Raw genomic sequence first — 20,714 nt, 5'->3', positions numbered from 1 at the left:
GCGTCGTGAAACGCGCGGCCGGCTGGGCGGCCGTTACGCGGAAATCGTCTGCTGCCGGCGCGCGGCGCCCATCCGGCAGGCGATCTGCAAGGCCTGCCAGGTCGCGCCGACGTCGGCGGTGCCGCGGCCCGCGATGTCATACGCGGTGCCGTGCGCGGGCGTCGTGATCGGCACCGGCAGCCCGCCCTGCACGGTCACGCCGCGCGAGAAGCCGAGCAGCTTGATCGCGATCTGCCCCTGGTCGTGGTACATCGTGACGATCGCCTGGTAGTCGCCGGCCTGCGCCTTCAGGAAGATCGTGTCGGCCGGGAACGGGCCGTGGAACGGCGCGTCGGTCGGCCAGTCGCGCGCCTGCAGCTTCGTCACCGCGGGCCCGATGATGTCGATCTCTTCGCGGCCGCAACTGCCGCCGTCGCCGCCGTGCGGATTGAACGCAGCGATCGCGACCTTCGGCGCCGCGATGCCGTTCGCGAGCAGCGACCGGTAGATCAGCTCCGACGCCTGCTCGATCCGCTCGACGCTTAGGTAGCCCGGCGCGTCCTTCAGCGGCACGTGCGACGAGATGCGCGACGTCCACAGCTCGCCGAGCGTGTTGAATTCGCAGAAGTAGCCGGTCACGCCGAGGTATTCGGCGAAGTGGTGGAGCTCGTCCTCGTGCTTCAGGCCGCCGAGCTTCATCGCGTGCTTGTTCAGCGGCGCGAAGCAGATCGCGTCGACCTCGCCGGCGAGCGTGGCGTCCATGCACAGGTTCAGCACGGTCAGCACCGAGCGGCCGCCGGCCGCGCAGACCTCGCCGACCTTCACTTGTGCCGGGTCGATCGTGTCGACTTCGACGAGCGCGGGACGCGCGATCGACGGCCGGTTGCGCGCGGCGGCGAGCGACGCGATCGGCTCGACGTCGACTTGCACGCCGGCGACGCGCTGGCCGGCTTCCCACAGCCAGCGGTCGCCGACCAGCACCAGGTTCGCGCGGGACGTCGCATCGGGGCGCGCGAGCAGTTTCGCGATCAGCTCGGCACCTATGCCGGCGGGATCGCCGAGCGTCAGCGCGACGACGGGCAAGGTCGACGGGGCCGTCATGCCGGTTCTCCCGCGTGCGCCGCGCGGTGCGCGACCGTTGACTTCGTCTGCATAATGCGTCTCCGTTTTCGCCGGAATCCGGCTGTTCCTGATATGGGGTTCATGCTAGGTAGACGGACCGTGCCCGTAAATTGAAAACTCTTGATGAATCGATAACCTGAGGTAATCAAATATGGGCTCAATCGACAAACGCGACTCGACGCCGCAGCTGCTGAACCGGCTGCGGATGCGTCAGATCGCGCTGTTGCTCGCGGTCGACGAATGCTCGACGCTGCGCGCGGCGGCCGCCCGGCTCGGCCTTACGCAGCCGGCCGCCACGAAGATGCTGCACGAGCTCGAGAACGCGCTCGGCCAGCGGCTGTTCGATCGCGTCGGGCGGGGCCTCGTGTTGAATCCGGCCGGCGAGCGCGTGCTCGGTTATTTCCGCGGGATCCGCGGCAGCATGGAGGCGCTGAACCGCGAGCTCGCGGAGCTGCAGCTCGGCAGCGCCGGGCGGCTCGCGATCGGCAGCATCATGGCCGCGTCGCCGGGGCGGCTCACCGAGGCGCTCGTGCAGTTGAAGGCGCGCTATCCGCTGCTCGCGATCGACATCGCCGTCGACACCAGCGATCAGCTGATGCCGCAATTGCAGGAAGGCGTGCTCGAGGTCGTGATCGGCCGCAACGCCGGCAGCGACTGCGTGTTCCGCGCGGTCGACGACGAGGCGCTCGCGATCGTCTCCGGCCGCAACCACCCGCTCGCGGGCGCGGGGCCGGTCGGGTTCGACGCGCTGCTCGAGTATCCGTGGATCCTGCAGCCGGGCGGCAGCCCGGCGCGCGAGGTCATCGAGTGCGAGTTCCGGATGCATCACCAGCCGATGCCGCGCGGGCTGATCGAGACCGGCTCGATGCTGACGACGATGAACCTCGTCGACCGCTCGCAGATGCTCGGCGTGATCCCGCTGACGGTCGCGCAGCGCAACGCGGAGCACGGGCTCGTCGCGATCGTCGACTACACGCTCGCGCAGAAGCTGCCGTCGTACGGCAGCCTCGTGCGGCGCGACCGGCCGCTCAGCATCCCCGCGCGGCAGTTCCTCACGCTGTTCCATCACGAGGACGACGGCGAGCCGCCGTGCACGTGACTTACTGCAAAGCGACACACGCTTGCCAAATCGGACTATCACTTTTTTCCGTGACGCGCGGGCCGCATGATGTTCGGGCGGCCCGCGTGCGGCCGTACCGAGACATTCCCAACCTCCCTCGATGAGAAGAACATGAAAAAAATCAAACTCGCCGCGCGGCTCTGTTTCCTCGGCGTGAAGTGCGCGTCCGTCGCGTTCGCGGACGAGCCGAAGAAGGTCGCGTTCGTCGATACCGGCAATACTGGCCGCAGCGTGATGGCCGAGGCGCCGGGCGGTCAGTTGCCCGGCGTCGACACCCGCAGCACGTAAGCCGGCACGTCGGTCGCGGTTACTGAGCGGCGTTGCGACGATTGATCCGCACGTTGGCGCAATGCCGATCGATAACATGCGGATATCGATATATCGCGTAATTTCAGTAGTCGGTTATCGACGATCTCCTGATACCAGGCGCTCACCGGAAGCCCGGAATGGTGCTGCCCCGGGACCGTCACGCCGGGTAAATCGACAGACAAAAACGGAGACGAACGATGTTGAAGTTACGTGCGTGCGCAGCGCTGATCCTGCTCGCCGGCCTGCCGGCCCTGGCGACGGCCTCGGCGCCCTACGTCGACGTGAAGCCGGCAGGCTATCAGCGCGTGATCGACGGCAAGCAGACCGACCTCTACACGCTGAAGAACGGCAGGGCATGGTCGTGAAGATCAGCACCTACGGCGGCAAGATAGTCGAGCTGCTGGTTCCGGACCGCAACGGCAATCTGGGCGACGTCGTGATGGGCTTCGACACGATCGAGGACGGAAACAAGTACAACCCGTCCACCGGCGCGATCATTGGCCGCTATGCGAACCGAATCGCGAAGGGCCAGTTTACGATGGACGGCAAGCTGTACCAGCTCAGCATCAACAGCCGATAGCACGGACCGTACACACGAACGGCACCATGGTTCGCAACTGCGCGACCCGATTCGGACTCTTCAGGCAACCCTTCTTGCTGCTCCTTAACTCGCTCGCCTTGTCCTTTTGCCCGGGGAGCGGGCGGAAAAGGCCTTGCTTTTGGCGGCATCAGATCAGTGATCGGTGTCGCATTTGCAGATATCGCCGTTCCCCCTAAAGGCCCCACACGCGCCGCGAGGACTGCTTCGAACTGTCCCGGAAGAACAAGGACAGTCTTCGGTTTACGGCCCCGGCCGAGTGTGCAAGTATCGTTGCCGAGGCGTATACCGCATCCCTTTTCGAGGTTCAGGATGGCTTGGAGACTCTGGAAGACCGAGAAGCGGCAAGATGGGACGCAAAGCTGGCCCAGCGATACGAATCAGTCGATAAAGCAGCTTCTGGGCATGTACCTCGCCAGCAATGCAGCACCGTTCGCAGGGTGGGCCGCACCGGGAATCAAATTCACGCCAGATGTCGAACCGGTCCTGCGAAACGGAGTTCGTGGATATCAGCTCGCCCTCTGGTTCTGGCTCTTTGCCGAGAAGCACGGCCCGATCGCGGCACGAATGGTACGCGAGTCCTTCTGCTTGCTCGCTGAGGAAGCGCAACCGTCGTCCAGTGACAGGATTGATGCGCTCCTCGACTTCGAAAGCCGCCTCGCGCACTCTATCGAGGGGATTTCCTCCGAGGCGCGCACGTTCCGGCTGGAGAGCCTGTCGGTAGAGCTACCGATGGAATTCTTTCTGGCCACAGGCTTCCTCCGACTTGCACCCGAATCCCCTTATGCCGGAGGAAATGAGAGCGCCAGTCTGCAAGGCAATGATTACAAGCTCGCTGACTGCTTTGGCCATGCAACCGAGGAGGCGCTGGCGGTATTCCGGGCGATGATAGACAAGGTCGACTTTGATGCGAAATCGCTATCGAACTGGAAATGGAGCGCCCATCCTGGCGCTGCCGAGCGACATCTGCAACGACGCTACAGCAATCCCCTGTTTCCCCTGCACCGCCAGATGGTGACGGCTCATGAGGTCTATGAAGCACGTCTTGCCGACGCCCAGTCCCTTCACGAAATCAGCAACGAGCTTGGTGAGCTTAGCCTCTCGTTCTCGCAGACGACCGAACTACCGCTGAACTGGCAATCGTTCCTGGAAGGATATCGGGACTACGTCGACCGACTCGATGAACGCCGCCTCGCGGCAGGTGGGCAGAACGCGCCGCTCGGTGACGCAATTGAAAGACTGCGCACTGACATCCTCACAACCTGGCGCACTTCCCTTCACAGGAACCGGCACAGCCTTGCCACACTGGACCAGGAAGAAGCGCAAAGGGCCGAGCGACGCGCGCTTCTGTACGGATGCGACTGGACCGCGCAGATTCTAAGTAACGGCTCTCTGATACCGCCAGAAGAGGTCGTTCCTGCACTTCTGAGTGAGTCCCCGTCTGAGCTGGAAAGAGTGGTGACCGCCCTTCAGGCCGAACCCCGACTGCATGAGACGCTTATTCAATGTCGCGCAACCGCGCATCGACTTGACAACGAATCCCGCTCGGGCGGCCGCAATATTCCTGACATTGGCGACAAGCTCCGTATCCTTGACGGTCCGCCCGGACAGGTGCCGGCCGCCTGACGTCGTCCGCTCGAAGTCAAAGGTCCGGCCGTCCAATGCCGGAGCTGGCAGCGTCCAGGGCAGATCTGCGTACCGCCTTCGGCGGCGAATCTGTCGATGAGGCGGTCCCGCACGGCAAATTCGGGGAGTCGGACCTACCGGGCTTCTTCGAGATCGACATGGTCGAACACCGCGGCGCCTCGAAAATGGACCGTGAGTTCGTCTGCACCCTCACGCTGACTGATATCGCCAGCGGCTGGACGAGGCAATCGTTCGAATCGTGCAAATGCTGGCGGTCTCTACGGAACATAGCCACTACATCAATGACGTCGACCATGCGATTGTCGAAGACGAACGCTCCTTCATCGGCCAATACCGACGTTCAAGCGTTGGCTTTCGCGAGGCAGCTTCCGGTCGCTCCGCTACCATTCAGGCGCCACGACGTACCGACTAGCGTCGGGCCCATCCACTCAACGTGATAAGGAGCGGGCTATCCGAACAAGCAGAAGCTGACCCTCTCCGGATTTCACAAGGCTTCGCTCGCCCTTCGCCAAGCCAACGACTACGCGTTCCTGGAAACGAAGCGCGTGCACATTCATTCGAGCTACGACGCCAAGCTGGCAGAACGTGTCGCTGGCTCTCACGCGTAGCGCGACGAGCGACGTTGCCTGGGCGGAATGCGCCCCGCTCTTCGTGTATAAAGGAGGAAGCCCGCACTACGGGAGCCCGCCGTGCCCGAAACCCCGCCGTCAACCACGAACTCGGCCGCTGAAGGTCCGAACCCGTCCTTGCCGCGAATCATCAAGCCGTGGGCCATCGGCGGCGCAATCGTGCTGTTGCTCGGCATTTTGCTGCTGATCTTCAACCCGTTCCACAAGAGCCCGGATGAACGGGCGCTGAGCGAATTGGGATTCATCAAAGGCACCTGCAACGACAGCGACGCGTCGACAGCCACGCCCGACTCGGAATGCCTGGCATTGCGGGCGAAACCGACAATGACGGCATCTCAGGTCGCGGCCGCTTTGCCACATCTAAAGAATTCCGACCGCAAGATCGAACTGAATCTGGGAGGCACCCAGATCGATAACCTCGATTCGCTGAAGGGACTGGACGATCTGGAATCGCTTGACCTGACGGACACGCCTGTCTGGAACATCGACGCCCTGAAGGAAATGCACTCGCTAAAAAGGCTCGTGCTCCATCGCACCGAAGTCGACAACATCGCCGCGCTAAAAGGGCTGACCAATCTGCAATCGCTGAACCTTTGGGATACCCGCGTCTCGAATCTCGACGCGCTCAAGAACCTGCGCGATCTGCGAGAACTCGACCTGCGGGATACACAGGTTCGCGATCTCGATCCGCTCGAAGATTTGCCTCATCTGGAAACGCTCAAGCTCGGGGGCGCGAGGAACGTCCGGAACGTCGACGCGCTCAGCCAGCTCGCCTCCTTGCAGACGCTCGACCTCAACGAAACCCAGGTCGACAGCATCAGTGAGTTGAAAAAGCTCCGCGGTCTGCAAGCGCTCTATCTAGCGAACACGCCGCTGCGAGACATCGACGCACTAAAAGGAATGTCCTCGCTCAGGACGCTCGTGCTGGACGGCTCGAAGGTCGATGATATCGACGCGGCGCAGGGCATGCTCCAGCTGGACACGCTGGTGCTCGCTCGCACGCAAGTGACGAACATCGATGCATTGAAGGGGCTCACCCGTCTGCAAAGGCTCAATCTCGCCGACACCCGGGTCGAGAACGTCAAGGCGCTGACAGACCTGAAAAGCCTGCGAATGCTCAATCTCTTTCGCACCAGAGTTCGAAACATCGATCCACTGCGAGGCTTGACCGGTTTGCAGGAACTCTACCTTGCGAACACCCCTGTCGAAGACGTCGACCCGCTGAAAGGGCTCACTGGCCTGCGAGAGCTCGTTCTGTATGGCACCCAGGCCAGGAACGTCGGCGATCTCAAAGCGGCGCTTCCAAAAACGCGAATCGTTTGGTGATCATTCGACTTTTTTTCAACAGGTGCGCCAGGTCATACAGCAGCGTCCCAGATTTTGATAGTCCTTATCCGACGGCACGCGATAACTGACGTGCGCTTGCAGCGAGACTGAATCTCAAGCTCACGGCAGCGCAGTAGCGTCTGGGGAAACCGGTTTTGCGTGCACGAGGCGCTGACCGAATCACCGGTCAACGTCGCCTAGGCCCATGACTTTCCCTCGATCGATGGAGCGCAATGACTGTTGAACTCCGACACCCGCCTCTGCACGCTCATCAGCATGAGCGCTCTCGTTGACTTCTCTTGCCGCATGCTGTCCTCCCGATCTTGCGATAAAGGTCGCCGGGCACAAGGCAGTCAGCATCCGTGTCGTCAGAACGACTCATTGGATGACAAGTCCGACGTCAGTATCCCCTCCCTTATAATCGCCGATTGACAGTGATTTCACCGGCGGAGAGCCCCCCTTTTTATGAGTCAGCCACATGGGCGATATCCGGGATCTCGAGACAAGGGTCCGCGTCAGTCGCGCCAACCTTCAAATACGACATCCCACCGACATAACAAGCCATACGTAAAAACGCCGCCCGCGCGAGACCCGGCCCAGACGGCGTCCATTTTCAAAACGCGTTCGTTTAAATGGCTTGTCGACGCGGTGGGCGCGGAGAACATCGCACTGGGACTCGATTCCAACCTGGCGCGCGTGGCCGAGTTGATCAACGGCGAGAGATTCACACCCGAGACGGCTTTCCACATCGAAACGACGCTCGGTCTACCCGACGGTTTTTTCGATCAACCCAATCCTGCGCTCACATCCGAAACGATCAGTCGCTTGAGGGCGCCGCTCAACTCTATTCGCGCGAATGCTGAGCCGGAATTGGCGGACGGGCAGTCAATGGAACTAGCTCCTGCAATACTGGCGAATCACCGCCCTACTCTCACTGACCGTTTGCCCAGGGAATCAGAAATGCCAAAGAGAACCGATGGCGACTCGCCACAGCCCGTCGCGAAGCGCAACCCTACAGCGGCAAGAACTGGCACGGCTCCCTCGTCGAAACCGGCGTCAGCGAAAGCCAAAACGTCCATGAAGTCGGGGGCCCAGCAATCCTTGCCGTTGACCGACGTGGCGGCTCTGCAAAACATTCGTCGCGCCAACCTGCACGTACTCACCTCCCGTAAGGGATCGAAGGTGCGACTCAGCGCAGTAGTGAATATCAGCGCCTCCAACCTGGACAATCGTCTGTATGGACAGAAGCGCATGGACGACGCTGAAGCCAACCGTTTCACCGAGCGCCTTGGGTTGCCGACTGCCTGGCTGGACGTTCCGCGTTCAGTCTCAGACATTCCTGAGTCTGTATCGGCTCTGCTTGATCCACTGTCGGGTCGACCTGCATCTGATCAGCAGGAGCTTCCAGCCGCGAAAAGGCCGGAAGCGGCGGTGGCAAGAAAATCCGCGGGAAGAAAGGCAAAAGCCGCGAGCGACCGACACGCCCAACCGTCTGGGGCGGATCACCCCAGCGGCACCGTCGTTAAGAAGGCAGTCGTGGAGCAACAGGATCCGGGACTTCCGCATGCCTCCGATCCGGCAATCCGGCCAACTGTTGACAGCGATTTCCCACCGTCTTCCTCCCACCAGCAGCCTGCGCCGGCTTCCATCACAGAGGTCATCGCGGAGCCGCGCCGTTCTGCTCCCGTGACCAGCCTGGGCGATCTGATCGGTATTGAACCGATCGCAGAGGCGCTGATCAAGACGCTCGCAGGTAAGGCACGAACCGGTCGTCTTGACGAAATGAAAGCGCTGGAACTATTGCGACAGATCGTGTCGCTCTGACCTGAACGAGAGTTGACCGGAATTTTGTGGCGGCCGTGCTGCCAGGTCCCTCTTGATTTCAATGCATTTTGCGGCGGCAGGTTGATCCTGGCTTGATGCGGGTTTGCGAGGCGGCCCCGCTAAAATACCTCACCCAATCAGGCGCTTCCTGTCTGCCGTCTGCCCGCTTCCCGTTTTGCTCGCCCCGCCGAAGTTTTCGCACGCCGGAGCGACGCCTGCCCTGCGCTCGACGGGCGGAACTCTAGTCGCGGCGAGTCGATGGACATCACTGCCGTTCAAGCTAACCGCCGTTGCTTCGCACATCGTCAAACGCGAGTGGATCCTGTTTGGCGGTGCTCGCATTCGCGAGGACCGTGAGCGCCGCGATCGCACCAGGGTTCAAGAGTTTCGACATGAGTCGCATCAATCATTCCATTCAAGAGGCGTTACCAATTCTTCGTCCGCTGGTGCTTTATCGGAACGTTAGCGAAAACCTTGAGGTTGCCCGGCTCGGCCGCCCAGACGTCGGCGCCACTCAGCAAACGGCCATTCGATTGGTGAAGACAAATGGCCACCCGCACTAGATGTAATCCACACGTTCACCCTGGACGGCAAGATAACCACAGGTCGGGACAACCTGCGTCATTCCTCAAGACGCGGCTTCTGCGGTCCCAATCATGGGACCTGCCTCCTTTCCAGATATTGCTCGACGAAGCTGAGGATTGCCTTGGACTGGTAATCCTTCGCCAGCCGGCAAAGGTGGTCGGCGAAAGGACGATAGCGCTCGTCAAGCCTGGTAAGGTGCGTGGCCTGCTGCACGATGGCACGCATGTCGCCCAGTCGCGCCAGGTGGTGCAGCGCTTCGATTTCACCCGGCGGCGGCACGCTCAAGGTCCGCATGGCGGGATCGTCGGCGCGTACAGCCGTTCGGTCGGCTCCAGCGGCTTGCGTCTGCGGAACTTCGTCGCGCCACTCGATATGCAGGAGGGTCGCGATCTGTGACAACAGCCCACCGAAGTCAACCGGTTTTGACAGAAAAGCGTTTGCACCAGCCGCCAGGCTTTTCGCCGCATCACTCCCAGAGGCGCCAGCGGAAACCGCAACGATGGGCAGATCCTCGAACTCCGGCATTTCGCGCAGGCGCCGCGTGGCTTCGAGCCCATCCATCCCGGGCATGACGACATCCATCAGGACGAGCGCCGGCCGTACCGCTTTGGCTTTCTCCAAAGCCTCAAGTCCGTTGACGGCCTCCACGGCGTCGAATCCGAGCTGGCCGAGCATATCGACCGCCACTCCACGGTTTGCCGCTACGTCATCCACGACGAGAATGGTCTTGCGCGGCCCCTTATAGCCGCTCACCGCCCATTCGGGCGGGACGACAGCTGCCTGAGGCGCTACCACCGGGACGTTCAGCTCGAACGAGAAGACGCTGCCAGCACCGCGACGGCTGTCAACGTGGATCTCGTCACCCATCAAGCGCACAAGCTGCCGGCTGATGGCCAGGCCCAGCCCCGTGCCTCCAACCCGGTGCCGAGCATCGCTCACTTGCTCGAAAGGCAGGAAGATCGCCTCCAGACGCGCGTCGTCTATGCCAATGCCGGTGTCCTCCACTTCGAAACGCAGCCGCATGGGCGGCAGGTAACCGACGCGCAGGCGCACGCTCCCCTTTTCCGTAAACTTGATTGCGTTGGAGAGCAGGTTGAGCAGCACCTGGCGCAGCCGTTTTTCGTCGACCCGCACGCCCGCGGGCAGATCGGGTGCCATCTCGCACGCGAAGGCCAAGCCCTTCTCCGTTGCCTTCACCCGGATCGTCTCGGCGATGAAGTAGATGAACCGGTCCAGCGGAACGTCGGATAGGTTGAGCTCCGCCCTTCCGGCCTCGATTTTGGCCATATCCAGGATGTCATTGATGATCGCAAGCAGATGTTCGCCGCTGCGCTGGATCACCGTGATGCCATCGACCTGGCGTTGATCGAGGCTCTTATCACGCTTCAGGATCTGCGCGTAGCCCAGTATCCCGTTCAACGGCGTGCGCAACTCGTGGCTCATATGCGCAAGAAAGTCGCTCTTGGCCTGATTGGCCGCATCGGCGTGTTCCTTGGCGACGGCCAGTTCAGCTGTTCGCTCGCGAATCATATCCTCGAGGTGCTCGCGATAGCGCCGCAGTTCCTCTTCGGCACGCCTCTGCTCTGTGATGTCGCGTGAGATGCCGAGCAGGAACTGCGGCTCGCCGCGCACGTCGACGATCGGGATTTTCATTGTGTGCATCAGGCGCGGCCCGTGACGTGTGAAAACCGGCTCCTCCGGCACGTCGACCAGCTGCTGCGACTCCAGCACATCACGATCCTTCAGCGCGAAGAAATCTGCCTCCTGCGCGGGAAACAGGTCGTGGACGGACTTGCCGATGAGTTCCTCGCGCCGGTAGCCGAGCAGTTGCTCTCCCGCCTTGTTAAAACGCACAAAGCGCAGCGTCGCCGCATCCTTGACGAAGATCATGTCGGGGATGTTCTCGATGATGCTGTCCAGGAAGTGCTCGCTCGCTCGCGCAGCCTCTTCGGCGTGCTGTCGTTCAACGATCTCAGCCGTCTGGCCCGCAAGCGCCGTGCTGAGTTCGGCCGTGCGCTGTGTCACGCGCGCCTCCAGTTCGGCGTTAAGCTCCTTCAGCGCATCCTCGGCCTGCCTGCGCTGGCGCCGGTCTTCGAGGAATTGCTCGACTGCGCGCGCCATATCGGCAATCTCATCGCCGCCGTGAACGGGGACGCCGGCTTGCACGCCGTCGACATCACCGTGCCGCAGAAAGTGGCTGACCCGGCGCAGCCGTGCCACGACATGGCGACCGAGGAATGCGCGGGCGATCAGCCAGGCAAGCAGCAGGCTCACCGCAACTTCGACGGCCACCCACCTGCGCGTGCGGCCCAGATCTTCGGCCAGATCCTGAACCGCTTTGCGGTAGTCGCGCGTGAAATAAACCGACTGCTGGCGCGCTGCGGCGGCCAGAGCGTCGGCCTGGCGGCGCAGATCGTCGTCCAGGCTGGCCAATGACGCGCCGGGCCGCGGCGCGGACGCCGGCGCGGCTCCGGCGCCCAGCGCGGTCTCGCGCACCTGCGCCTCGATGTTGACCGTGTTTCGGAAGCGCTGGCTCGATCGATGCAGCGCCAGCGCGTCGACACCGAGGTTGTCGCTCGTGGTCGCGGAGGCCAGGCGGTCCACCAGACGGTCGAAGGATTCCAGCTGTTCGATGACATGCCGATGCGTCTCGCGCACAGACTCCACTGTATCGTCACTGGACAACTGCAATGCCAGGCGTTCGATCATCAGAGTGCGCTGCGCCAGGTCCTGTGCGTCCTCCTGGCGAGCCAGCCGCTCTTCGGCCAACTGGCGGATCGCGTGGGCAGAACCGACCAACGAATAAATGGTCGTGGCACCGACCGCGACTACCAGGGCGGCCAGGCACAAAACCACGAGCGTGAACTGCGCGGTGAGCGACCGCGGAAGCGGGAGTTTCACGGGCGTTGCCAGATGCGGCGATAGACGTCGCGATAGCCGTTGGCCGGATCGTAGAGCAGACGATCGCCCCCGTCCGCAGCAATGTTGTCCGCCGTCACGAGATGCACCGGAAACACGTAACCCGTGACGCCTCCCCCGGCGAGGAGCCGGTTCATCTCGTCGACCAACTGCCAGCCGTGCAGATTCAGGGGTTCGGCCACGGTGCCCGTCTGGAAGCTGCCCGTGCGAATTCGCAGAAAGGCGGACTCGCTGCCGTCCCCTGCGGACAGCATGGCCATGGCAGCGTTCGGCATTCCGGCCTGGGTCAGCACCGGGGCGGCGTAGTCGAAGTAGATGTCGTTGACGGCCAACGCATACGTCCAGCGGTTGCCGTACCGCGCGAGCAAGGCGCGTGTCGTGCGCGGCATCAGGTCCTGGCTTTGCGAGATCGCCACGTCGCGCACTTCGAGCAAGGTGCAGCCGCTGCACGCGCGCACAACTGCAGCCATTTCATCCGCCTTGCCTTGCGCAATTCGGAAATTGGAGTCGGTAAAGATAACGACTTCCGCACGCCCGTCGGACTGCACGACGGCCGCCAGCGCGGTCACCCGCGCGACCTCGAACGGATCCGTCGCCACGTTCATCGCCACGGGCGTGCCCGGCACCGGTCCGGCCTGGGCCGCGACATGCCAGCCGACAATCGGAATGCTCCGCTCGGCAAACGGCAGCAGCCCGGGCAGCAGGGCGCGTGCGTCGCCGCCGACGATGATCAGACCGTCCGGACGACTTGCCAGCGCATTCGCCAGCATCTTCAGGCGCAGGTCCGGCGTGCCGCCGGAGTCGAATATCTGCATGCTCCAGCCGATGACCTTGGCCGCCTCCAGCACGCCATCGACCACGCCGACGATGCCGCCGTTGCGCAAATCCTCGGCGACGATGGCGACGCGTTTCCCAGCTTGGGCGCGCGGCCCGTTGCGCGGCCCGTTCCAGGGTGCAGCGGGTTGCGCCGCGGCATCGACGACGCGCTTCGCTCCTGCCAGGTAGTCGTGCGCGGCGGTGGTCCCGGGCGCTGGGACAATCGGCATACCGTGCGCCGCGGCAACCGCCAGCGTACATGCGCATTCCAATGCCACCAGCAAGCCCCTCATGCTGTTCCCCAAGCGCCCCATCGCGATTGATTGACCGCCATTGACGACGTACCCAGATGCCGCGCGCAGGGTGATCCTGCGAATAAGATGGTACACCCCGATGACCGCGTGTCATCAGACAGCGCGCTGCCCCTGCGCTGGTCGGTGATTGGTCCGTTCGAGACCGTCGATCTGAACACACGTGACGGCATAGCCTCGCATGCGCAGAAGATGGGGCCGTCTTATGCGCGCATGGGTGCCGAGCGCGGCCAGCATGACCCTTGGACGCCCGAACTGGTTGAACAGGTGGAGGAGGCGCGGCGCAGCGCGCTGCCGCTCGATCAGTGGGACAAGCGCGTGGCCTGGCGCGACCGTCAGTTGATGCAACTCGCGCGTCATCGCAAACAACAGGCACGTGACACGACCTGATATCAGCGCTCGATATTCACGCGCGGCCGGCACGCCGCGCGTCGTGAGGTTCCACTTCAATTCTCTACAAGCGAGGCCGGTGACGCGTCAGGCCGGTTGTGAAGTCCAGCTTTGCAATGGAATGTCCGGAAGATGAACGACGTCTCCCGTGCGTACGTAGGTGTTGGCTTCACCGCGACCGATCAGACGGTTACCGCCAAACTGGATGCCGCAGCTGATCGCGCGCTTAGGACGATCAACGATGAAACGCGTGGCGTGGCCCGCTTCGACGACCTACCGGGGCGGCCTGAAGGCCGGCGGGAGCCGCGCGGTCAGCCTGGAAGGAAAGGGCTTGCGGGAGTTTCTGCGCTGCATTTCATTTGACTGGTCCGAATGGACTCGCCAACGAATTTGTTGGCGGTGCGGCAACAAAGCCCGCGTCGTTGGCGTTTTCTGGCACAACCGCAATTTCAAAGATCCATACGAACGACGGTCCTTGTTTCGGATCACTTGAATTACTAAGCAAAGTCCGTTGCCCGGTGTGCGGGTCAATCCGGAAGAGCAAGGTTGGGTCGGCCACCCTGTTCGCTGGGTTACCGGCGCCGACAATTATTCCTCCCGCCCCCGCCTGCTCCAGGGCGATGCCGGAAAGGCGCCATCCCAGCGGTCCTTGCGCAGCATTGTCGAAATCGCTGAGGACAGCACGATTCCCGGTATTCGGATCAATTCGCAGAAGTAGATTTCTGGGGACGGGCGCGGTTGCCGACCCGTGCGAATTGACCAGGATCTGCCCGGAGGTCTCGATGGCAATGCCGGTTGAAGGTACCGAGTCGGTGGCACCCTGTGCCGCGTTCGTGAAATCGCTGAGCAGCGATCGTTGACCCGTAAGCGGATCGATCCGGTACATGTCCCCTACGTCCCGGCTGGGGCCGACGGGGACGAACCACGTGACGCTTGCGACGAGCGTCCCGGTTTTCTCCAGCGCGAGGTCGGTAAAGTACGCGACACAACAATTGAACACGTCGCCCTGAGCGGGGTTCGTGAGATCGCTGACCACAACGCGAGTGCCCGTCAGTGTATCGATGCGAACAATTGACCTCGGAGCGCCACCGAATTGCGGTTGCGCCCAATTTGTCATGAGACGTCCGGACGCATCCACTGTCGAGCCAAAGACGTCTCCACGAAATACCCCAGTGGTGAAGTCGCTCACAAGGGTTCGGTTACCGGTACGCGGATCAACCGCGTAAATGCCGGCAGTGGCCGCGGTGACGAATATCCGCCCCCGTCCTATGGCGACACCCGCGAGAAACGATCTGTCCACGGGCCCTTGTGACGGATCCAGAAAGTCGCTGATGACAGTACGGGTACCGGTCCTGGAATCTACAAGAAACAGCTTGCTCGCACGAGCGTCGACAACCAGGATATCGCCTCCATGGATAGTCGCAGCCTCGGCGAGGTTGCCCGCCAGCAGAAGCGCGCAGAGCACCCCGAGCCAGGCGCGGAGGAAGCGCCGACAAGAAACGCGACTTACTGTTTTTCGACTTGAACCGGCAATGCAGTGGCTTGGGACCGTGGTCCACTTCGTCGCGTTTGCCATCACCATTCTCCTTTTGAAGCGTGTCGCGTGAAAGCCCAGGAGGTCGAACAACGTTAGGCGCACCTCTAGCGTATGAAACTGGCGGTCAATTGCAAAGTTGTACCCGCCACTGCAATGTCGGTGCCATAGCGGAATACGTGTTCGGGCGGCCGCCCGCAGTGGAGACGCGCCTCCCTCCGCGCCGCACGCAGCGAGCAGGATCGAAAGAGCTCCGGCTGCAGCCAGGCGATTTTCCCGTGATGCTTTGCACGCTGTTGAGCGCGTGGTGGATGCCGATGTACAGGCCGGGTTAACCGATGAACGGCCGGTTGCACAGAGGACTTTGCGCTTGGTGGGGAGAAGGGGGCGCCGATGGCCTCGCCTCGATTGCTTCTCAGGGGAAGATCGGTGTCGTGGGCTCCGCGCCTTCGAGATCGGCTTTCGGAAAATGCTGCGCGACCATCTGCTCGATCTCCTGTTCTCGCGATCCAGGCACGTCGGCCATGATCAAGAGCTGGCCGTCACGTATGGCGCCACGAAAGCGCTCGAGTCGTGCATTCGGTTCGTCGACGCCGATCATCGCGGCCGTCCAGGCTCCGAAGCCGGCACCCGCCAACGTCAATGCGACGACCGCTCCGCCGGCAATAGTAAGCTCCGCGGCAGGAACCACCAGCGCCACGAGCCCTAGAAGCGCGCCGGTCGCACCGCCGAGCGCCACGCCGCGTTCGAGCGAGTGCACGACGTCGCTGCTTTGCAGCAAGGATGCCTGGGGTAACTGTTCGAGTACCACGCTGTGATTCGCAAGGACATGGATATGTCGCCATGTGATCCGCGCCCGCAGCAAGTCGTCTACGATCGCCTTCGCCGTCGTCGTATCAGGTACGAGGAAATAAAGACGTCTCATGTTGGCCCTCCATCAATCAAGCATTCGCCCAACGGGACGATACTGTTTATCGTACGCCTGCCGCAGGCAATCAGAGGGCGTAGGCTCACACGAGCAGAGGTGTCTGCCCACTTTGTGCCCGGAACGGCCGTCCAAATGTCCACCTCCTGGCACGAGTGGCCGTTTACGCGCGGTGCAGAAGTCAATAGCCACACCGAACTACAATCACTTAACCGGTCTGAACCCGCTTCATCCGAACTCGCGTCGCACAGGTCATGGGGTGGCTAAGCGCGGACTATCCGGGCTGCGTTGACAGGCCGTTCAGCCGCGCTCCGGGCAGATCGGCAATGCGCGATTGATCCGATCGCAACAGGGCATAGGCGACGGCCAGCACAGGAGGGACTATGCGGTCGGAAGTGAAGTCCGGCGTGCGCCTGAGACGTTATGCAATCGCGGCGATGGCTGTCATCGCCGGCCTGATCGTCGTCGGACGCATCACCGGCATCCTGGTCGACTGGCTGTGGTTCTCTTCGATCGGCTATGGTAGTGTTTTCTGGACCATCCTTTCCGCGAGAGCGCTGCTGTTTGCCTCCGTGTTCGCAGTCTCGGCGTGCGCGGTATGGCTGTCGGGAATTTTGGCGCATCGTTACGCGAGGGTCGATACCTCGCGAGCGAAAGCAGCCGGTCCGTCGGGTGTGACGGAAGTCACCGGCGATCTTGCCGAACTGGTCGCGCCGCGCGTTCCCTGGCGCGCCAGTATTGCCTGCGCCGCGGTCGTCTCCGGGCTGGTTATCGCCGCCAGCGAAATCTCGAGCTGGGACATCGCGCTTCGCTTCATTTATCAGGTGCCTGTTGGCGAGCGCGATCCGATCTTTGAGAGGGACATCGGCTTTTATCTCTTCTCGCTCCCCGCGTATGTCGCGCTCAAGAACTGGCTGCTGCAACTGGTCTTCTGCAGCGCGATCGTGGCAGGTGCTATCTACGGGTTGCGCGGTGACATCGCGCTGGAGCGGCCACCACGGACACTCTCGCCCGCCGCCATCACTCATGGTTCGGCACTGCTCGGTTTGTTCTTTGCGGTGAAGGCCTGGTCGTGGTGGCTCGACCGCTTTCTGCTGCTCTATGGCGACAACGGTGTCGTGGTCGGCGCCAGCTATACCGATGTCCACGTCGAGTTGCCGGTCCTGTGGATGCTTGTCGGCCTTGCCGCGGCCTCATCCGTCGCCCTTTGGATCAACATGCGCCGGCGCAGCTATCTGCAGCCTGCCGCTCTCGCGCTGCTCGTATTCGGCAGTTCGCTCGTGTTCGCCGTGATCTATCCGTCGCTGTTTCAGCGCTTCTTTGTCAAACCGAGCGAACTGAGACTGGAAACACCCTATATCGAGCACACTATCGCGCTGACGCGACAGGCTTACGGTCTCGCAAAGATTGAAGTTAAACCGTTTGAGGCCGAGCAGAGACTGACTCTCGACTCGCTGCAGGCCAATCGGGCGACCATCGACAACATCCGGCTATGGGATGTGCAACCGCTGATGGATACCTACGCACAGTTGCAGGAGATCCGGACTTACTACAAATTTCTCTCGGTGGACATCGATCGCTATCAGCTTGAGGCCGGATACAGGCAGGTGATGCTGTCGGCGCGTGAACTGGACCCGGCGATGCTTCCGCCCAACGCCCAAACCTGGGTGAACCTGCACCTTATCTTCACTCACGGCATCGGCGTCGTGATGTCGCCGGTCACCGAGAAATCCACCGAAGGCTTACCCTTCTTCTATCTGCGTGATATTCCGCCCGTCTCCAGCGACGGCCCGGCCATTCGCGAACCACGTCTCTACTTCAGTGAAGGCCGGCAGGACTACGTCATCGTGAACGGCAATGTAGCTGAATTCGACTATCCCAAAGGGGCGGGCAATGCCTACACGATGTATAGCGGGCGCGACGGCGTAAGCATCGGTACTATGGCGCGACGTAGTCTCGTCGCCTGGCAGCTCGACGATCCCAACATTTTGCTGAGCGGCTATATCACAGATCAAAGCCGGATCCTGCTTCACCGTAACATTCAGGACCGCGTGCGTACGATCGCGCCGTTCCTGAGTCTCGACCACGACCCCTATGTCGTCGCGAGCAACGGGCGCCTGTTCTGGATACAGGACGCCTATACCGTCAGCAAGTGGTTTCCGTACTCCCGGCCGGGTTTCGGCGACGGCGCCAATTACATCCGCAACGCGGTCAAGGTCGTGGTCGACGCGTACAACGGCACGGTCGATTTCTACGTCAGCGATCCCGCCGATCCCCTCCTGCGCACATACGAGCGCACCTTCCCGGGTTTGTTCAAGCCTTTGGACGCGATGCCACCGGAGCTTCGGCAGCATATCCGCTACCCCGAAGACCTATTCCTGATCCAGGCGCAGCTTTACCGCGCTTATCATATGGATGCGCCGGAGGTCTTCTACAACCGCGAGGATCTGTGGCAGTTTCCCCGGGAGCTGGTCGGCATGGATGGCGGGGGCGCTGCCAGCACGATGCCGCCGTACTACACGATCATGCGGCTCCCCGGCGACGCACGCGCCGAGTTCATTCTCATGCTGCCGATGGTGCCGAGCCAGCGGGAGAACATGATTGCCTGGCTGGCGGCGCGCTGCGATCCGTCCGGGTACGGCAAGCTCATCGTCTATACGTTTCCCAAGGACAAGCTGGTCTATGGGCCGTTTCAGATCGAAGCGCGTATTCAGCAGAATACCGAGATCTCGCAGCAGATCTCGCTGTGGAACCAGATGGGCTCACGCGTCATTCGCGGTCATCTTGTAGTCGTGCCGATCGAGAACTCGATCCTCTACGTTTCTCCGCTCTATTTGCGCGCGGCGTCCGGTCAGTTGCCGGAGCTGAAGCGGGTGATTGCCGCCTATGGTGACCGCGTGGTGATGGAGGACAGCCTGGGTGAAGCCCTGGCGGCGCTTTTCAAGGAGACCGCGCAAGCGGCATCGCCTCCCCGAGGCACCGTGGATGCGCGCGCACGCGAGGCACTTGCCCACTATGACCGCGCCATCGAACGACTGAAGGCGGGAGACTGGAGCGGCTTCGGCGCGGAACTGGATGCCCTCCGGCCGTTGCTCGAGGCACTCGGTGCCGGCCGTTCCGATGGTCGGAAATGACCAAGGGGAAATTTAAAGGGCGTCTGCGCTTGCAGAACGAAAACAGCCGTGCCTATGCCTTGTAACCGATGGCGCGCAACAAATCCTTTCGCCCTGAACGTCCTCCCAGTACTGCGGCGTCGATCGCCGCACTGTCGCCCCGTCGCGCCGCGTCGCATTTCAAGGTACAACGTCACAGCGCAAACAGCCGCCCAAGATGAGGCTCGCAATCTCACAAGCCGGCGAGCCGCAACGCGTGCCAGGCCATGCTGATAGTATGGCTGGACGAATGCCGCGACTTTGCGCCAGGCGGAAAGTCGGTCATGGAAGCCAGTTGCCTCTTTGCATCGAGGGTGGCAAGTCGCTCACAACGGCGTAGGCCCCGCGTTACGAGTCAGCATTTCGCGCCGCCTCACGATCCCATCTCCGCCGGATGGGCGCACGTGGAATTGACGCCAACTGCATACTGCTGCTCCGGGCACGAAACACCGACCACGCCGGTGGTGTGACCGAACCGCCGCCGTAGAGACGGTCCATCACGGCACCAGCGCGTTTCCCGCAGCCAGCGCGCCCTACATCCCCCAACGCAACGACGGCGTATGGACCGGGCTGTCCCAGTGGCGTGCCATTTCGTCGTCCAGCACACATAATGTAATCGACGCGCCCGCCATCTCCAGCGAAGTCGTCAGCGCACCCACCTGTGCCCGGCCGACCTTCAGGTCGCGTTGCTGAAGCCACGCGCGCGTCGAGTTGAAGAGCAGGTAAAGCTCGCCAAGCGGTGTTCCGCCAAGGCCGTTGATGAGCACCAGCAATTCAGCTCCGGCTTGGGGCTTGAGGTCATCGACGATCGCTTTGAGCAACTCTCCCGCAATCGCATCGGCGCCCGCGAACTTTGCGCGGCGCCGGCCCGGCTCACCGTGAATGCCCACGCCTACTTCGATCTCATCATCGCCAATCTTGAACGTCAGCGTTCCCGCAGCCGGCACGGTGCAACTGCTGAACGCCACACCCATCGAAGCGGTGCGCTTGTTGATCCGGTCGCCGAACGCCTTGCACTGTTGAAGGTCGGCGCCGCTTTCGGCCATGCTGCCTACCAGCTTCTCAACGATCACCGCACCAGCTACACCACGCCGTCCGGTGGTGTAGCTGGAGTTTTCCACCGCCACGTCATCGTTGATCAGCACCATCGCGTTTGCGACCTCGGACATCTCCGATGCCATTTCGAAGTTCATCAGGTCACCCGAATAATTCTTCACGATGAATACCACGCCCGCGCCGGTATCGACAGCGTCGGCAGCGGCCATCATCTGATCCGGCGTAGGTGACGTGAAGACTTGACCGGGACAGGCTGCGTCGAGCATTCCATAGCCCACAAAACCGGAGTGCAACGGCTCATGTCCCGAACCGCCGCCCGATATCAATGCCACTTTGCCCGGTTTAAGCGTCTTGCGACGCACATACACCGGTTCGTTGTTGAGTACGACCAGGTCGCTATGCGCGGATGCAAATCCCGCCAGACTTTCAGCGAGGAAATCGTCGACGTGGTTGATGAATTTTTTCATGGCCT

The 20,714-nt window shown here is 62.1% G+C and carries 17 protein-coding genes and 1 pseudogene; 12 read left to right on the top strand and 6 right to left on the bottom strand.

Going from position 1 to position 20,714, the window contains the following annotated elements; genetic code table 11:
• Positions 1-33 precede the first annotated feature (33 nt).
• A complete protein-coding gene (locus PQR42_RS10395) occupies positions 34-1,080 on the bottom strand; it encodes a 4-hydroxythreonine-4-phosphate dehydrogenase PdxA (RefSeq protein WP_408213803.1) in 1,047 nt (348 codons plus the stop codon).
• Between the two features lie 172 nt (positions 1,081-1,252).
• Here PQR42_RS10395 and PQR42_RS10390 point away from each other — a divergent pair, with 172 nt between their 5' ends.
• From PQR42_RS10390 to PQR42_RS10350, 9 genes and pseudogenes are all read left to right on the top strand, one after another.
• On the top strand, positions 1,253-2,200 hold the full coding sequence (locus PQR42_RS10390) for a LysR family transcriptional regulator (protein WP_408391429.1): 948 nt from the start codon (positions 1,253-1,255) through the stop codon (positions 2,198-2,200).
• Positions 2,201-2,332: 132 nt separating this feature from the next.
• Positions 2,333-2,509 carry a hypothetical protein gene (locus tag PQR42_RS10385; protein ID WP_408213799.1) on the top strand — a complete coding sequence of 59 codons (177 nt, stop codon included), beginning with the start codon at positions 2,333-2,335 and terminating at the stop codon, positions 2,507-2,509.
• A gap of 218 nt (positions 2,510-2,727) precedes the next feature.
• On the top strand, positions 2,728-2,895 hold the full coding sequence (locus tag PQR42_RS10380; protein ID WP_408213796.1) for a hypothetical protein: 168 nt from the start codon (positions 2,728-2,730) through the stop codon (positions 2,893-2,895).
• The gene (locus PQR42_RS10375; protein WP_408213793.1) at positions 2,892-3,110 is read left to right on the top strand and encodes an aldose epimerase family protein; all 219 of its coding nucleotides are present in this window, start codon (positions 2,892-2,894) and stop codon (positions 3,108-3,110) included. Before PQR42_RS10380 ends, PQR42_RS10375 begins: the two co-directional genes overlap by 4 nt.
• A 330-nt stretch (positions 3,111-3,440) precedes the next feature.
• Positions 3,441-4,754 carry a tryptophan leader peptide gene (locus tag PQR42_RS10370; protein WP_408391427.1) on the top strand — a complete coding sequence of 438 codons (1,314 nt, stop codon included), beginning with the start codon at positions 3,441-3,443 and terminating at the stop codon, positions 4,752-4,754.
• 464 nt (positions 4,755-5,218) lie between these two features.
• Positions 5,219-5,383: pseudogene (locus PQR42_RS10365) on the top strand (NAD(P)/FAD-dependent oxidoreductase); the annotation flags it as partial.
• 180 nt (positions 5,384-5,563) lie between these two features.
• Positions 5,564-6,730 carry a leucine-rich repeat domain-containing protein gene (locus PQR42_RS10360; protein ID WP_408391424.1) on the top strand — a complete coding sequence of 389 codons (1,167 nt, stop codon included), beginning with the start codon at positions 5,564-5,566 and terminating at the stop codon, positions 6,728-6,730.
• Between the two features lie 465 nt (positions 6,731-7,195).
• A complete protein-coding gene (locus PQR42_RS10355; RefSeq protein WP_408391422.1) occupies positions 7,196-8,554 on the top strand; it encodes a hypothetical protein in 1,359 nt (452 codons plus the stop codon).
• Positions 8,555-8,946: 392 nt separating this feature from the next.
• Positions 8,947-9,117 (top strand): hypothetical protein, encoded by a 171-nt coding sequence (locus PQR42_RS10350; RefSeq protein ID WP_408391420.1) that lies wholly within the window; start codon positions 8,947-8,949, stop codon positions 9,115-9,117.
• A 91-nt stretch (positions 9,118-9,208) separates the two neighbouring features.
• Here PQR42_RS10350 and PQR42_RS10345 read toward each other — a convergent pair whose 3' ends face one another.
• Both PQR42_RS10345 and PQR42_RS10340 read right to left on the bottom strand, forming a co-directional pair.
• Positions 9,209-12,040 (bottom strand): ATP-binding protein, encoded by a 2,832-nt coding sequence (locus PQR42_RS10345; RefSeq protein ID WP_408391417.1) that lies wholly within the window; start codon positions 12,038-12,040, stop codon positions 9,209-9,211.
• Positions 12,037-13,167, bottom strand: a complete 1,131-nt coding sequence (locus tag PQR42_RS10340; RefSeq protein ID WP_408391414.1) for a substrate-binding domain-containing protein — start codon at positions 13,165-13,167, stop codon at positions 12,037-12,039. Before PQR42_RS10340 ends, PQR42_RS10345 begins: the two co-directional genes overlap by 4 nt.
• Positions 13,168-13,275: 108 nt before the next feature.
• Between PQR42_RS10340 and PQR42_RS10335 the strand changes: the two genes are divergently transcribed.
• Positions 13,276-13,575 carry a 3-hydroxyacyl-CoA dehydrogenase family protein gene (locus PQR42_RS10335; RefSeq protein ID WP_408391412.1) on the top strand — a complete coding sequence of 100 codons (300 nt, stop codon included), beginning with the start codon at positions 13,276-13,278 and terminating at the stop codon, positions 13,573-13,575.
• A gap of 132 nt (positions 13,576-13,707) precedes the next feature.
• On the top strand, positions 13,708-13,938 hold the full coding sequence (locus PQR42_RS10330) for a hypothetical protein (RefSeq protein WP_408391409.1): 231 nt from the start codon (positions 13,708-13,710) through the stop codon (positions 13,936-13,938).
• Here PQR42_RS10330 and PQR42_RS10325 read toward each other — a convergent pair.
• Both PQR42_RS10325 and PQR42_RS10320 read right to left on the bottom strand, forming a co-directional pair.
• Positions 13,931-15,151 carry an NHL repeat-containing protein gene (locus tag PQR42_RS10325; protein ID WP_408391407.1) on the bottom strand — a complete coding sequence of 407 codons (1,221 nt, stop codon included), beginning with the start codon at positions 15,149-15,151 and terminating at the stop codon, positions 13,931-13,933. The two genes, PQR42_RS10330 and PQR42_RS10325, sit on opposite strands and share 8 nt — an antisense overlap.
• A gap of 373 nt (positions 15,152-15,524) precedes the next feature.
• Positions 15,525-16,034, bottom strand: a complete 510-nt coding sequence (locus tag PQR42_RS10320) for a DUF1269 domain-containing protein (protein ID WP_408213769.1) — start codon at positions 16,032-16,034, stop codon at positions 15,525-15,527.
• 383 nt (positions 16,035-16,417) lie between these two features.
• On the opposite strand from PQR42_RS10320, the gene PQR42_RS10315 reads away from it, so the two are divergent.
• Entirely contained in the window at positions 16,418-19,168 is a 2,751-nt protein-coding gene (locus PQR42_RS10315; protein ID WP_408391405.1) for a UPF0182 family membrane protein, read from the top strand.
• Between the two features lie 551 nt (positions 19,169-19,719).
• Here the strand turns inward: PQR42_RS10315 and dhaK are convergent.
• Positions 19,720-20,709: a dihydroxyacetone kinase subunit DhaK gene (gene dhaK / locus PQR42_RS10310; RefSeq protein WP_408220700.1), complete on the bottom strand. Its 990-nt coding sequence runs from the start codon at positions 20,707-20,709 to the stop codon at positions 19,720-19,722.
• Positions 20,710-20,714: the final 5 nt, after the last annotated feature.

The sequence above is a fragment of the Paraburkholderia sediminicola genome (assembly GCF_046027355.1).
GTDB classification, from domain to species: Bacteria; Pseudomonadota; Gammaproteobacteria; order Burkholderiales; family Burkholderiaceae; genus Paraburkholderia; species Paraburkholderia sediminicola_B.
Note: the sequence above shows the minus strand (reverse complement) of the source record. Positions and strands in the feature narration are given on the sequence as shown.

Excerpts from the sequence above, each read along its gene's own strand:
- PQR42_RS10315 (WP_408391405.1), top strand. The coding sequence starts at position 16,418 with ATGCGGTCGGAAGTGAAGTCCGGCGTGCGCCTGAGACGTTATGCAATC.
- PQR42_RS10380 (WP_408213796.1), top strand. The coding sequence starts at position 2,728 with ATGTTGAAGTTACGTGCGTGCGCAGCGCTGATCCTGCTCGCCGGCCTG.
- PQR42_RS10350 (WP_408391420.1), top strand. The coding sequence starts at position 8,947 with ATGAGTCGCATCAATCATTCCATTCAAGAGGCGTTACCAATTCTTCGT.
- PQR42_RS10340 (WP_408391414.1), bottom strand. The coding sequence starts at position 13,167 with ATGAGGGGCTTGCTGGTGGCATTGGAATGCGCATGTACGCTGGCGGTT.
- dhaK (WP_408220700.1), bottom strand. The coding sequence starts at position 20,709 with ATGAAAAAATTCATCAACCACGTCGACGATTTCCTCGCTGAAAGTCTG.
- PQR42_RS10330 (WP_408391409.1), top strand. The coding sequence starts at position 13,708 with ATGAACGACGTCTCCCGTGCGTACGTAGGTGTTGGCTTCACCGCGACC.
- PQR42_RS10325 (WP_408391407.1), bottom strand. The coding sequence starts at position 15,151 with ATGGCAAACGCGACGAAGTGGACCACGGTCCCAAGCCACTGCATTGCC.
- PQR42_RS10355 (WP_408391422.1), top strand. The coding sequence starts at position 7,196 with ATGAGTCAGCCACATGGGCGATATCCGGGATCTCGAGACAAGGGTCCG.
- PQR42_RS10390 (WP_408391429.1), top strand. The coding sequence starts at position 1,253 with ATGGGCTCAATCGACAAACGCGACTCGACGCCGCAGCTGCTGAACCGG.
- PQR42_RS10395 (WP_408213803.1), bottom strand. The coding sequence starts at position 1,080 with ATGACGGCCCCGTCGACCTTGCCCGTCGTCGCGCTGACGCTCGGCGAT.
- PQR42_RS10370 (WP_408391427.1), top strand. The coding sequence starts at position 3,441 with ATGGCTTGGAGACTCTGGAAGACCGAGAAGCGGCAAGATGGGACGCAA.
- PQR42_RS10385 (WP_408213799.1), top strand. The coding sequence starts at position 2,333 with ATGAAAAAAATCAAACTCGCCGCGCGGCTCTGTTTCCTCGGCGTGAAG.
- PQR42_RS10320 (WP_408213769.1), bottom strand. The coding sequence starts at position 16,034 with ATGAGACGTCTTTATTTCCTCGTACCTGATACGACGACGGCGAAGGCG.